This is a genomic window from Nocardia heshunensis (assembly GCF_054782115.1).
The window spans coordinates 1-15564 of sequence record NZ_BAAGTC010000081.1; the positions used below are offsets into that span (position 1 = coordinate 1).

The 15564-nt window shown below is 68.8% G+C and carries 2 protein-coding genes; both read left to right on the top strand.

All coding sequences use genetic code 11. The features are described 5' to 3' along the window. The coding region (locus ACYVN4_RS45330; RefSeq protein WP_460730547.1) for a non-ribosomal peptide synthetase at nucleotides 1-11875 on the top strand (11875 nt) is incomplete at its 5' end. A gap of 325 nt (nucleotides 11876-12200) precedes the next feature. Beyond that, nucleotides 12201-15564, top strand: a 3364-nt coding sequence (locus ACYVN4_RS45335) for an amino acid adenylation domain-containing protein (RefSeq protein ID WP_460730549.1), incomplete at its 3' end; no start/stop codon positions are given.

Consider the following 15564-nt stretch of genomic DNA (forward strand, 5'->3'; position numbering starts at 1 on the left):
TCCGGCCGAGCGCATCGCCCACATTCTCGAGACCGCGCGTCCGGCCTGCGTACTGACCACCACCGTCGATGCGGTGCCCGTGCCGGAAGGCATCGAGATGGTGCTGCTGGACACCTTGGATCTGCGCGCGTACTCGCCGACCCGGGTCGCGGATGCCGAGCTGCTGCGTCCGGTGTTCCCCGAGCATCCGGCCTACGTTCTGTTCACCTCGGGCTCCACCGGTCGGCCCAAGGGCGTCGCGATATCCCATGCGGCCATTCACAACCAGATCAGCTGGATGCTGGCCGAGTATCCGATGGGTCCCGGGGACGTCTACCTGCAGAAGACCGCGACCACCTTCGACGTGTCGCTGTGGGGCTACTTCATGCCGTTGCGGACCGGCGCGACGCTGGTGGTCGTGACGCACGACGGGCATCGGGATCCGGTCTACGTCGCCGAATTGATTGCGCGGCGCGGTGTCACGGTCACCGACTTCGTGCCGTCCATGCTGACCGTGTTCGCCGCGCATACCGCGCCCGCATCCCTCGACAGCCTGCGCGATGTGTTCGTCATCGGTGAGGCGCTGCCGCCGGAGACGGTGGCGGCGTTCGCCGACGTTTCCTCGGCACGGGTCCACAACCTGTACGGTCCCACCGAGGCCGCGGTGTCGGTGACCTATTGGCAGGCATTCGGAGACGAGCGTGGCACCGTGCCGATCGGTGTGCCGCAATGGAATACGCGTGTGTACGTGCTGGATTCACGGTTGCGGCCGGTTCCGGCGGGTGTGGCCGGAGAGCTGTATCTTGCGGGTGGCCAGCTGGCGCGCGGGTATGTGCGCCGTCCGGATCTGACGTCGGATCGGTTCGTGGCCAACCCGTTCGGCACCGGTGAGCGGATGTACCGCACCGGTGATCTGGTGGTGTGGCGCGACGCCGAAGCGGATCGTCCGGCGCGGCTAGACTACATCGGGCGCACCGACTTCCAGGTGAAGTTCCGTGGCCAGCGCATCGAGCTGGGTGAGATCGAGACCGCGCTGCTGGCGTACGCCGCCGTGAGTGGGGCCGCTGCGTCGGTGCTGGCGTCCGAGCTGGGTGATCAGCTGGTCGCGCACGTGGTGCCGGTGCCCGGCGAGGTTATCGCGGAGTCGGAGTTGCTGGCCGCGCTGGCAGATACGTTGCCGCGGTACATGATTCCGAGTGCCATCGTGACGCTCGGTGAGTTCCCGCTGAATGCCAGCGGCAAGCTCGATCGCAAGGCGCTGCCGATGCCCGCTTTCGCCGGTCGGGAGTTCCGGGCTCCGGCTACTCCGGTCGAGGAGATCGTGGCGGGTGTGTTCGCGGAGGTGCTCGGGGTCGACCGGGTCGGTGCGGATGACGACTTCTTCGCGCTGGGCGGCAATTCGTTGATCGCCACGGCGGTCGTGGCCAGAATCGGTGCGGCGCTGGGGGACCGGGTGCCGGTGCGGGCCCTGTTCGAGGCCTCGACCGTCACCGCGCTGGCGGCGGCAGTGGAGTCGCGGGTGGGGCACGGCCGGACCGTGGAACTCGGCGGTATCGAGCGGCCGGAACGGTTGCCGTTGTCGCCCGCGCAGCAGCGCATGTGGTTCCTCAATCGTTTCGAGGATCTCGGCGACGGGACCGTCGCCGCCGGATCGGCCGCTTACAACCTGCCTTTCGCGTTGCGGCTGTCCGGCGGCCTCGAGGTGGCGGCGCTGGGTCTGGCGCTCGACGATGTGGTGGTGCGGCACGAGGTGTTGCGGACCGTGTATCCGGAGACTCCGGACGGGCCGGTCCAGATCGTGCGGTCTGCCGGTGATGACTCGCTGCCACGGCTGATAGTTCTTCGCGTCAGTGCTGCCGAGATTGCCGGTGCCATCTACGAACTGGCCACGACGCCGTTCGATGTCACCGACGAGGTGCCCGTTCGCGTCCGCCTGTTCGAAGTCGCCGATCCGGCCCCCGAACCCCGATTCGTGCTGGCCGTGGTCGCGCACCATATCGCCGCCGACGCATCGTCCATGGGGCCGCTGGTGCGCGACATCATGACCGCCTATACCGCCCGCGTCGCCGGCGCAGAGCCCGCGTGGAGTCCGCTGCGGGTGCAATACGCCGACTACGCCCTGTGGCAACGCGAGGTGCTGGGCGACGAAGCCGATCCGGAATCGATCGCGGCGCGGCAACTCGCCTTCTGGCGCCGCGAACTGGCCGAACTGCCGGACCTGCTGGAACTCCCGGCCGATCGGTCGCGCCCGGCGGTGGCGTCCACAGCCGGTTCGCGTGTGTGGGTGCGCATCGACCCGGAGATCCACGCCGGAGTCGTGCGGATCGCCCGGGAGCATCAGGCCACCGTGTTCATGGTCATGCACGCGGCCTTCGCGGCCTTGCTGGCACGGCTGTCCGGTTCCGCCGACATTGCCATCGGCACCCCGGTCGCCGGGCGTGGTGAGCGCGAACTCGACGATCTCATCGGCATGTTCGTCAATACCGTGGTCTTCCGGACCCGCGTGGACGGCGGCGGATCGTTCACCGAGCTGCTCGCCCGGCAGCGGGAGACCGACCTGCAAGCGTTCTCGCACAGCGACATTCCCTTCGAACGCCTGGTGGAGGTGCTGAACCCGGCCCGCAGCACGGCACACCATCCGCTGTTCCAGGTGGGCCTGTCGTTCCAGAACATGGCGCGCGCGGCGTTGGAATTGCCGGGGCTCACCATCGCGCCGGTGGAGTCGGATGCCGCTGTCTCGCAATTCGATCTGCACCTCATCGTCTCCGACGGGTACGACGAGCACGGTGCCCCGGCGGGCATCGGCGGCTACCTCACCTACGCCACCGAATTGTTCGACGCCGAAACCGTCACCGGCTTCGTGGACCGGTTGAACCGGCTGCTCGCCGCCGTCGTCGCGGATCCGACGGTCCGTGTCGGTGCGATCGACCTGCTGGCCCCGGCCGAGCGGACCGAGATCCTGCAGCGGCGCAATGCGACCGCGCACCGGGTGGATTCGACCGCGACCTTGGCCTCGATGCTCGACGCGACGGTGGCTGCCGTGCCGACCGCCACCGCGCTCGTCTCCGACAGCGAAACGCTGACCTACGCCGAACTCGGCGCACGGGTCAACCGCCTGGCGCGGGCGCTGATCGCGCGGGGCATCGGTGCGGAAGATCGGGTGGCCCTGGCCATTCGGCGCTCGGTGGACCTGGTGGTCGCGATGTACGCGGTATCGGTCGCCGGTGCGGCCTACGTGCCGGTGGATCCCGATCAGCCTGCCGAGCGGGTGGGGTACATCTTGGAGACCGCCGCTCCCGCTTGCGTGCTGACGACTTCGGGTGACGGATTCGAGGTGGCCGGTGGGGTGCTTCGGATCGACGAGATGGAGCTGTCCGGCTACTCGGCCGGTCCGGTCACCGCGGCCGAGCGCGTGCACGAGCTGACCGCTGCCAATACGGCTTATGTCATCTTCACCTCCGGTTCCACGGGGCGGCCGAAGGGTGTGGCGGTTTCGCACGCGGCGATCGCGAACCAGTTGCAGTGGAAGACGGCCGAATTCGGGCTCGGCGCTGATGACTCGGTGCTGCTCAAGACCGCCGCTACCTTCGACCTCTCGGTCTGGGAATTCTGGTCGGCTGCCGTGTCCGGTGGTCGTCTGGTCATTGCTTCCGCTGACGGGCACCGGGATCCGGCGTATCTGAACGAGCTGATGACTCGGGAGCGGGTCACCACGCTGCATGTGGTGCCGTCGATGCTGGACTCGTTGCTGACCGAGGCCGAAGGGACGCTGAACGATTCACTGCGGCGCGTGCTGGCCATCGGTGAGGCGTTGCCCGCGTCGGTGGCGCAGCGTTGCCGTGCCGGGAACCCGGGCGCTCACCTTTTCAACCTGTACGGACCGACCGAGGCTGCGGTATCCATCACCTCGCACTTGGTGACCGGTGCGGTGTCGATCGGTGTGCCGGAGTGGAATTCGCAGGTCTATGTGCTGGACGCGCGGCTGAACCTGGTGCCCGATGGTGTGTCCGGTGAGCTGTATCTCGCCGGTGCGCAGTTGGCTCGCGGTTACTTCGCGCGTCCGGATCTGACGGCGGATCGCTTCGTGGCCAACCCGTTCGCGGTCGGCGAGCGCATGTACCGCACCGGTGACCTTGTCGCTTGGAATGACGGCGAGCTCGATTACCGGGGTCGTACCGACTTCCAGGTGAAGATCCGTGGTTTCCGTATCGAGCTGGGTGAGATCGAAGCCGCGTTGTTGGCGTTGCCCCAGATCGCGCATGCCGCGGTGGTGGCCCACCAGGACGCCCGCACGGGGGACCGGCTCGTCGGCTATGTGGTGTCCGGTGGCACGGATATCGATGTGGTGCAGGTGAAGTCGGCGCTGGCGTCCGCACTGCCGTCGTACATGGTGCCATCGGCATGGGTGGTGCTGGATGCCCTGCCGTTGAATGTGAACGGCAAGCTGGATCGAAAAGCCCTGCCGGATCCGGAGTTCGAGGCCACCGCCTACCGCGCGCCGTCCACCCCGATCGAAGAGATCGTCGCGGGCGTCATCGCGGAGGTGCTCGGAGTCGAGCACGTCGGTGCGGATGACGACTTCTTCGCCCTCGGTGGAAATTCCCTGGTGGCAACGCAGGTCGCCGCTCGACTGGGCGCGGCGTTGCATGCCCGTGTCCCCGTGCGGATGCTGTTCGAAGCGCCGGTCGTGGCCGCACTCGCCATCAAGGTGGAACAGCATGCGGGGCAGGGGCGTCAGGCGCTGACCGCCGGTCCGCGACCCGAGCATATTCCGCTGTCGCTGGCACAGCAGCGGATGTGGTTCCTCAACCAGTTCGATCCGGCGTCGGCGGGCTACAACATTCCGATCGCGGTCCGCCTGTCCGGTGCGCTGGATGTGGCTGCGCTGCAACTGGCCGTCGCCGATCTGATCGAACGTCACGAGATCCTGCGGACGATCTATCCGCAGCATGACGGCGACCCGTCGCAGCTGATCCTGCCGGTGGGGCACAGCGTTTCGGATCTGTCTCCGGTCTCGATCCCGGCGGAGTCCCTGTTCGACCGGATCGGCGAATTCCTCGGCGCCGGTTTCGACGTGACCGTCGAGGTGCCGTTGCGGGCCCGGCTCTTCCGGCTCGATGCGGGGAACGAGTACGTGCTCGCTTTCGTCGTGCATCACATCAGTGCCGACGGCTGGTCGCTGGGACCGCTCACCCGGGATGTGATGGCTGCCTACGCCGCACGCCTGCGCGGGGAAGCGCCCGGCTGGTCGCCGCTGCCCGTGCAGTACGCCGATTTCAGTCTGTGGCAGCGCGCGGTGCTCGGCCGCACCGACGATCCGGCGAGCTTGCTGGCGACACAGTCCGAATACTGGCGCGCGGCACTGGCGGACCTGCCCGATGAACTGAACCTGCCCGCCGACCGGCCCCGCCCCGCGGTCCAGTCGGGCGCGGGTGGCCGGATGCGATTCCACATCGACGGCGAAACCACCAGGGCGGCGCGCGAATTCGCTCGCGCGCACCGGGCCACCCTCTTCATGGTGGTGCACGCGGCCTTCGCGGTACTGCTGGCCCGGCTGTCGGGGACCGGCGATATCGCGATCGGCACCCCGGTGGCCGGTCGCGGCGAGGCCGAATTGGACGACGCCATCGGCATGTTCGTCAACACGCTGGTGTTGCGCACGCCCGTGTCCGGCGCGGAGAGCTTCGTCGACCTGCTGGCCCGGACCAAGGAATCGGACCTGCGGGCCTTCGCGCACGCGGAGCTGCCCTTCGAACGCCTGGTGGACGTGCTCAATCCGCCGCGCTCGACCGCACGGCATCCGATCTTCCAGGTCATGCTGTCGTTCCGGAACCTGCCCGCGGGCAGCTTCGAACTTCCGGAGCTGCGGGTCGAGGTGATCGACTCGGACTTCGCCACCGAACAATTCGACCTGTCGCTGACCATCAGCGATACCGGCGCCGCGGGCCTGCACGCCGAATTCTCCTATTCGCGGGACCTTTTCGACGCGGCCACGGTGCAGGGCTTCGCCGACCGCTTCCAGGGCGTGCTGGACGCGGCACTGGTCTGGCCGCACGCCGCCGTCGGTGATCTTCCGTTGCTCGACCACGCCGAATATTGCCAGGCCACCCTGCCGCAGCCCGCGGTCCTGACCGGCGAACTGTTGCCGGACCTGCTGGATCGCGGGATCCGCCCGGGTTTGCGCCGGGCGGCGCTGCGGTACGGCGCTCGTACCGTCTCCTACGGCGAACTCGACGACTACACGGCACGGCTGGCGCGGGTGCTCATCGATCGGGGTGCCGGGCCCGACACGTTGGTGGCCATCGCGCTGCCGCGCTCGCTGTGGAGTGTCATGGCGATCTGGGCCGTGGCCCGGACCGGCGCGGCCTTCGTCCCGATCGACCCCGCGTATCCCCCCGAACGGGTGCGGTACATGCTCGACGACGCCGGAATCACGCTGGGCGTCACCGTCTCCGCGCATACCGCTGCCTTGCCGGAGCTGGACTGGCTGGTGCTGGACGATCCGAGCGTCGAGGCGCGCTGTGCGGCCGCATCGGCGGAACCGGTGACCGACGCGCAGCGCCTGCGTCCGCTGCGGCCCGACCACCTGGCCTATGTCATCTACACCTCCGGGTCCACGGGGCGGCCCAAGGGCGTCGCGGTCACCCATGCGGGGCTGAGCACCCTGATCGATTACGACCTGGAGCTCTACCGTCTGCACTCCGATCATCGGGTGCTGCACATCTGTTCGCCCAGCTTCGATCAGTCGATCGAGGAATGGCTGACCGCCTTCGCCTGCGGCGCGACCGTGGTCATCGCACCGCCCGGCATCGTCGGCGGCGCGGAACTCCACGAGCTGCTGCGCGAGCAGCGGATCACCCACCTGATCATCACCCCGGCGCAGCTCGGCACCGTCGATCCGGCGGGCCTGGACGAGCTGGAACTGGTGGCCACCGGCGGCGAGGCGACCACGGCGGAACTGGTCGCCACCTGGCAGCCGGGACGCCGCTACCTCAACGGCTACGGTCCGACCGAGGCGACGATCGCCGCCACCTACGCGACCATGGTTGCGGGGCAACCGATCTCGATCGGCGCACCGCTGCCGGGGTTCGCGGCGTACGTGCTGGATGCCCGGTTGAATCCGGTGCCGCCGGGCGTGGCGGGCGAGTTGTATCTGGCCGGGCGGGCATTGGCGCGCGGCTACCACGGGCGAGCCGTGCTGTCGTCCGAGCGGTTCGTCGCGAACCCGTTCGCCGCGGGCACGCGGATGTATCGCACCGGAGATCTGGTGCGGTGGACGCCCGGCCGGTCGGCACCGGAGCTCGCGTATGTCGGCCGCTCGGACTTCCAGGTCAAGGTGCGCGGCTTCCGCATCGAACTCGGTGAGATCGACGCGGTGCTGGCCGCGTACGAGTCGGTGGAGTTCGCGGTCACCGTCGGCCATCGGGCACCGGGCGGATCCACCATCCTCGCCGCCTACGTGCTGCCCACCGCAGGTGACATCGATATCGGCGCGCTGATCGAGCATGTCGCGCAACGGCTTCCGGACTACATGGTGCCGACGGCGATCACGGTCCTCGGTGCGGTGCCGCTCACCCCGGTCGGCAAGCTGGATCGGCGGGCCTTGCCGGAACCGGTGCTGGTGCGGCGGGAATTCCAGGCTCCGAGAACGCCGGTGGAGCAAGTGGTCGCCGACGTGCTCGCGGGTGTGCTCGGCCTGGAGCGGGTCGGCGTCCGCGACAACTTCTTCGCGCTGGGCGGCAATTCGCTGCTGGCGACGCAGGTGGTGGCGCGGCTGGGTTCGGCTCTCTCGACCCGGGTTCCGGTGCGCGCCTTGTTCGAAGCGCCCACCGTGGCCGAACTCGCCGCCGCGGTCGAACGGGACGCGGGCACCGGCGGTCGGCCTGCGCTGACCGCACGGCCGCGGCCGGAGCGGGTGCCGTTGTCGCTGGCGCAGCAGCGGATGTGGTTCCTCAATCAGTTCGATCCGACCTCGGCGGCGTACAACATTCCGGCGGCGGTGCGGTTGACCGGCGAGCTGAATGTGGTTGCGCTGCAACAGGCCGTGGCCGACACCATCGGGCGGCACGAATCGTTGCGGACGGTTTTCCCGCAGGTTGATGGTGTGGCCTGCCAGGTGATCGTGCCTGCCGCGCAGGTAGTGCCCGACCTGAACCCGGTTCCGGTCGCGGCGGAGGCATTGCCGGATCGCATCGTGGCTGTGCTCTCGGCGGGATTCGATGTCGCGCACGAGGTTCCCTTGCGGGCCGAGCTGCTCCGGGTCGAGGGTGCCGAGGCTGAGCACGTGCTGGTTTTCGTGGCCCATCACATCAGCGCGGACGGCTGGTCGATGGGCCCGCTGACACGGGACATCATGCTGGCGTACGTGGCGCGGGCCGACGGTCGGGCCCCGGCCTGGATTCCGTTGCCGGTGCAGTACGCGGATTACACGCTGTGGCAGCGGGAAGTCCTCGGTTCCGAGGACGATCCGGACAGCGTCATCTCCACGCAGAGCGCCTACTGGCGGACCGCGCTCGCGGGACTACCCGACGAAGTGAACCTGCCTGCCGATCGTCCCCGCCCGCCGGTGGCTTCACTGCGGGGTGGATCGGTCGGCTTCGATATCGATGCCGATCTGCACGGCGACCTGCAAGCCCTTGCACAGGAACGCAATACGACGCTGTTCATGGTGATGCACACCGCGCTGGCCGTCTTCCTGGCGCGATTGTCGGGCACCGACGACATTGCGATCGGTACTCCCGTCGCAGGGCGTGGTGAGGCCGAACTCGACGATGTGATCGGCATGTTCGTCAACACGCTGGTGCTGCGCACCCGCGTCGCCGGGCAGCGGACCTTCGAGGAATTGCTGGCCGAGGTCCGCGATGCCGACCTGGCGGCCTTCGCCCACGCCGACCTCCCGTTCGAGCGGCTGGTGGAGCTGCTCGAGCCGGCGCGCTCCACTGCCCGCAATCCGCTGTTCCAGGTGATGCTGGCATTCCAGAATCTGCCGGACGTCGGCCTGGAACTGCCCGGATTGCGGGTCGGCGCGGTCGATTTCGACGCGTCGACCTCGCAGGTGGATCTGCAACTGGTCATCGCGAGCGCCGGTGACGGCGGCGCGCTGGGGATGTTCGCCTTCGCGCGGGACCTGTTCGACGACCGCACCGTCGAGGTGTTCGCGCAGCGGTTCGTCCGGCTGTTGCGGGCGATCGCGGCCCGGCCGGGCGTCGACGTCGGAGATCTGCCGCTGCTCGCCGCTGATGAATCCCGGCAGCTCACCCATGTGCGTGGTGAGGCCGTCACGGATACGGCCCTGCTGCCCGAGTTGCTCACTCGCGGTGCGGAACTCGGACGCGACCTGGTGGCGGTGCGCGATCGCGGTCACTCCTACACCTACGGCGAACTCGACGACTACTCCTCGCAATTGGCGCGCGTGCTCATCCGGCACGGCGTGGGCCCGGAAAAGATTGTCGCCGTCGCCTTCCCGCGCTCGATCGACATGATCGCGGCCGTGCTGGCCATCGCCAAGGCCGGTGGCGCCCACGTGCCGGTCGACCCGAACTATCCACCGGATCGATTGCGGCACATGGTCACCGACTCCGATGCGGTGTTCGGCATCACCAGCGAACAGCTCGCCGCCGGACTGCCCGACGACATCGACTGGCTGTGCCTGGACGGGGCCACCATCGACCTGTTGTGTCGGGCCGAGTCGGCGTCCCCGGTCACCGACGCCGACCGCCTCGCCCCGATCCGCGCCGACAATCCGGCCTACGTCATCTATACCTCGGGCTCCACCGGAATGCCCAAGGGCGTCACCGTGACCCATCGGGGTCTGGGCGCGCTGCGGGAATCCGCGGCCGCCGTCTGCGCGCTGACACCCGGGGACCGGTTCCTGCATCTCTGCTCGCCCAGCTTCGATCCCTCACTGCTGGAATGGATCTGGACCTTCTCCAGCGGCGCGGCCCTGGTCGTGGTGCCGCCGGAGATCCTGGGCGGGGCCGAACTCGGGGAGTTGCTGCGCCGCGAGGACGTCACCCACGCGATCTTCACCCCGGGCGTGCTCGGCACCCTGGATCCGGCCGGACAGCCGCAGTTGCGGATGGCGCTGGTCGGCGGCGACGTGACCTCGCCGGAGCTGGTGGCCAAGTGGAGCACGTCGGATCGCGGCTACCACAACGCATACGGCCCGACCGAGGCCAGCATCATGGCCACTTGCGCACGGCTGGAACCGGACCGACGAGTCACCATCGGCTCGCCGGTACACGGCATGTCGGTGCTCGTGCTCGACGCCCGGCTGCACCCGGTGCCGGTAGGCGTCACCGGTGAGCTGTACCTCGGCGGCCCCGGGCTAGCGCGCGGGTACCGCCATCGGGCGGCGCTGACGGCCGAGCGGTTCATCGCCAACCCCTGGGGTGCGCCCGGAGACCGGCTGTACCGCACCGGGGATGTGGTGCGCTGGACCGCGGACGGGGAGGTCGAGTACGTCGGCCGCTCGGACTTCCAGGTGAAGATCCGGGGCTTCCGCATCGAACTCGGCGAGATCGACGCGGTACTCGCCGCCCGGGACGAGGTCGACCACGCGGTGACCATCGGGCGGGAGACGGCGTCGGGCGAAACCGTGCTCGTCTCCTATGTGATCGCCGCCGCGGGCCACTCGATCGACACCGAGCGGCTGTCGGCAGCGATCGGCGCGCGCCTGCCTTCCTACATGGTGCCCACCGCCATCGTCGTCCTCGACGAGCTGCCGCTCACTCCCGTCGGCAAACTCGATCGCGCCGCACTGCCGCAGCCCGAGCTGCGGCCCCGCGCCTACCGGCCGCCGTCGACACCGTCGGAAAACCTGGTGGCCGCGGCCTTCTCGCAGGTGCTCGGCCTCGAGCAGGTGGGTGCCGAGGACGACTTCTTCGCGGTCGGCGGAACCTCGCTGCTGGCGACCCGGGTGGTGAGCCTGCTGCGCGAGGACCCGGGCACCCGGCTGACCGTCGCCGACTTCTTCGGTGACGCCACCGTCACCGGGGTCGCCCGACGCATGGACGCGCTGGGCACCGAGGCGGGCGCGGACCTCGGCCGAGCGCTCGGCGTGGTGCTGCCGATCCGGCCCACGGGTGCGGCCCGGCCACTGTTCTGCATTCATCCGCTGGCCGGATTGGCCTGGTGCTATGCGGGTTTGAGCCGGGTGCTGCCGACCGGGCAGCCGATCTACGGCCTGCAGACACCCGCGCTCACCGAGCCGGACTTCGCGCCGAGCGCGCTGACCGAGATCGCGCAGCGCTACCTCACCGAGATTCGGGCCATCCAGCCCGCGGGGCCGTACCGGCTGCTCGGCTGGTCGCTCGGCGGCAAACTCGCCCACCGGATGGCGACAATGCTGCAGCAGCAAGGGGATTCGGTCGAGGTGCTCGCCATCCTCGACGGCTACCCGCAGGACGACCTGGACGAATTCCGGGACACGCTCGGCGAGACCTTCGCGGGTCTCGGGGTCGCGGGGGACGTCTTCGACGGCGCGGATCGGCTCGAGCTGAGCGATGCGGCCCTGGACGCCGTGCAGACGGTCCTCGCCGCGGAGTTCGCCGACGTGCCGCGGGACCTGTTGCGCCGCTCGGCCGCCGGGGCGGTGCGCACGGTGGCACTCGAACGCGACTTTCGGCCCGACGTCTTCCACGGCACCCTGCTGTTCTTCGGCGCCGCCGATCCGGCGCACGCGGCGGCCGGGCGCACGGCGGCCGAGTGGGCGCCCTTCGTGCACGGTGCCATCGCGGACCATCTCGTACCGGTCACCCACGACCGCATGACCGATGCCGAGGCCCTCGCGCGGATAGGTGGCGTGCTCACCGACACGCTACGAAGACTGGATGATCCGATGAATGCATTTCGTGGGCCCGGCCGTTGTTTACAAGAACGAAAAGAATCCGAATAGGTACACGTATAGGTCAACGTAGGTCGTTGCCGTTGATGTGTAATCGGTACGTCTGTGCTTTGGATCACGAACGGGGTTGCGGCCGGGGGTGAATGGTGAGCTAGCAATGGGTGTATTTCGTCCCATTTGGGCTGGTTCTGTCTGTTCACCTGGGTGATCGCGCCGAGGCCGACCGATTCTGGCACGGAATAGCCCACTTATTGGCACAAATAGCAACTTGTCAGTAAGCGGGTGGGCGACAAATATTGATCCGATTGAAAAACCGCTTGCGAGTGCGGTTGGAAACATCGGGGAGAGTTTCATGGTTCGGGTCGGGGGAGATGTCGTGGGCAATCCCGGAGGGGGCGGTCGTACGACACGCCCGAAGCGCACGCGTCCGGCGGGTGCACGCGGAAAGCGCATACCCACCCTGCCGCAATTGTTCGCGGCGGCGGTGGAATCCGACCCGCATGCCCTGGCCCTGGTGCTGGCCGACGAGTCGGCCACGGTGGCGAGCCTGACCTACGCCGAGCTCGACGAACGGTCGACTCGCTTGGCCCGGTTGCTCATCGACCGGGGAGTCGGCCCCGGGGATCTGGTCGCGGTCGGTATTCCGCGCTCGATCGAGTCCATGCTGGCGGTCTGGGCCATTGCCAAGACCGGGGCCGGATTCGTGCCGGTGGACCCGAAGTATCCCGCCGATCGCGTCGCGCACATGGTGACCGATTCCGGTGCGGCGCTGGGTATCACGGTCTCGGCCGTGCGCGCCGCCCTGCCCGATGCGGCGGAGTGGCTGGTGATCGACGCCGACGAGGTGCGGGCCGGGCTGGCCGTCGCCTCGACCGAGCAGATCATCAATGCCGACCGGGTGCGGCCGCTGAGCGCGCATCACCCCGCCTATGTCATCTACACCTCCGGGTCGACCGGCCTGCCCAAGGGCGTCGTGGTCACCCACGCCAATGCCGGTGTCTACTGCGCGGTTCAGCGGGAGCTGCTCGGCGCGAGCGCTGATTCGCGCGTACTGCACGTTATTTCGCCGTCGTTCGACGTGTCGGTGGGCGAGTTGCTGCTGGCCGTCGGCGCAGCCGCGACCCTGGTGATCGCCGCCCCGGCGGTGTACGGCGGGCCCGAACTGGCGGCGCTGCTGCGGCGCGAACGCGTGACCCACATGATGATCACGCCGTCGGCGCTGACTTCGGTGGATCCGAGCGGGCTGGACTCCTTGACTGTGGTCGTCGTCGCCGGCGAGGCATGCCCGCCGGAGTTGGTGCGGCGCTGGGCGATTCCGATTGCCGACGGCCGCAGCCGTCGATTCGTGAACGGGTACGGACCGACCGAAGCCACCATCCTTGCCAATACCGCCGAGCTGAGCCCGGACCTGCCGGTGACCATCGGCGGGCCGCTGTCCAGCGTCACCGAATACGTACTCGACGAACGGCTCATGCCGAACCTTGCCGGGGTGGCGGGCGAGCTGTATCTGGCCGGGGACCAACTGGCCCAGGGGTATCACAACCGTCCCGGGCTCACCGCCGAGCGATTCGTGGCCAATCCGTTCGGACCGGCCGGATCCCGCACCTACCGCACCGGTGACCTGGTGCGTCAGGCGGCGACCGGGGAACTGGAATACCTGGGGCGCAATGACTTCCAGGTGAAAATTCGTGGGTTCCGGATCGAGCTGGGCGAGATCGACGCGGTGCTGGCGTCGCATCCGAGCGTGGACTTCGCCGTCACGATCGGGCACGAGTTGGCCGACGGCGCGACCATTCTGGCCTCGTACGTGCATGCCGCCGGTGCTGCGGCGGTGGATGTGGACGAGCTGCTGGCCCTGGCCGGGCGTGAACTGCCCGCGCACATGGTGCCCGCGGCCGTCACCGTGCTGGACCGGATTCCGCTGACCCCGGTCGGCAAGCTGGACCGCCGGGCGCTGCCCGCGCCGCAGTTGCGTGTCGCCGAATTCCGGGCCCCGGCCGGACGACTGGAAGTCGCGGTCGCCGAGGTGTTCGCGGAACTGCTGGGTACGACGGATCCGATCGGCGCCGACGATGACTTCTTCGGCCTGGGCGGCAATTCGCTGATCGCCGCCCGCGCCGCGGCCCGGCTGGGTGCGGTGATCTCCGCGCGAGTGCCGGGTCGGCTGCTGTTCACGGCCTCGACCGTGGCCGCGCTGGCGGCCCGCGTGGCCGAGCTCGAGGGGGTGGGCGGGCGGGCGCCGCTCGAGGCGCGGCCGCGCCCGGACCGCATCCCGCTGTCCCCCGCGCAGCAGCGGATGTGGTTCCTCAACCAGTTCGACCCGGCCTCGGCCGCGGACAATATTCCCTTCGCGCTACGGGTGACCGGGTCGCTCGACGTGGCGGCACTGCGAGCCGCGTTCGGGGATGTGATCGAGCGGCACGAGGCGCTGCGGACGGTGTACCCGGCCGTGGACGGTGTCGGCAGCCAGGTGATTCTGCCTGCCGCACAGGTGATTCCGGAGCTCCTCGCGCAGCCGCTGCGCGAGGAAGAACTCACCGGGTGGCTCACCGAGGTGGCGCTGACCGGGTTCGACGTCTCGTCGCGGGTTCCGCTGCGGGTGGAACTGGCCCGACTCGGGACCGATGAGCACGTGATCGCCATCGTCCTGCACCACATTGCCGCCGACGGCTTCTCGACCGGGCCGTTCGCACGAGATCTGCTGACGGCCTTCCTGGCTCGGCGCAATGGCGCGACACCACCGTGGCAGCCGCTGCCGGTGCAGTACGCCGATTACACGCTGTGGCAGCGGGGATTGCTCGGGGCGGAGAACGAGCCCGGGTCGCTGGCCGCCACCCAGATCGACTACTGGCGTGCTGCATTGGCGGGCCTGCCCGAACGCCTCGACCTGCCGTTCGACCGTTCGCGGCCCACGGTGGCGTCCGGTCGGGGCGCGACCTTCGGCTTCGAAATCGGCGCGGAGTTGGTCACGGGGATCGACGCACTCGCCCACGCGGCAGGCGCTTCGCCGTTCATGGTGCTGCACAGTGCGTTCGCGGCACTACTGGCCCGGCTGTCGGGCACCGACGACATCGTGATCGGTACGCCGGTGGCGGGCCGAGGTGAGCGGGAGCTCGACGACCTCGTCGGCATGTTCGTCAACACCCTGGCCCTGCGGACGCGGGTCGATGCCGGGGCCGGTTTCGCGGAGCTGCTGGCGGCCGCGAAAGAGACTGATCTGGCGGCCTTCTCGCATGCCGAGTTGCCGTTCGAGCGGCTGGTCGAGGTGCTCGACCCGGTCCGGACCCAGGCGCATCATCCGTTGTTCCAGGTCGCGATGTTCTTCCAGAATCTCGACGCACCGCGCGTGGAACTGCCCGGGCTGGTCGTCGAGTCCGTCGAATCCGACAGTGCCATAGCGAAGTTCGACCTGCAGTTGTCGTTGTTGCCGCGCGCGGGTGAGGGCATGGCGGCGGTGTTCACCTATGCCACCGACCTTTTCGATGCTGCGACCATCGCCGGGTTCGCAGATCGGCTGGTGCGATTGCTATCCGGTGTGGTCGCCGCGCCTGCCACTCCCGTCGGCGAGATCGATCTGCTCTCGGCTGCCGAGCGTGCGCGAATGCTGCTGGACTGGAACGACACCCGTCATGCCATCGTGGACGAGTCGCTGTTGGGCGGTTTCCGGCGGGCGGTGGCTGCGCAGCCTGATGCGGTGGCCGTGCATTTCGAGGGTGTGGAGCTGACCTATCGGGAGTTCG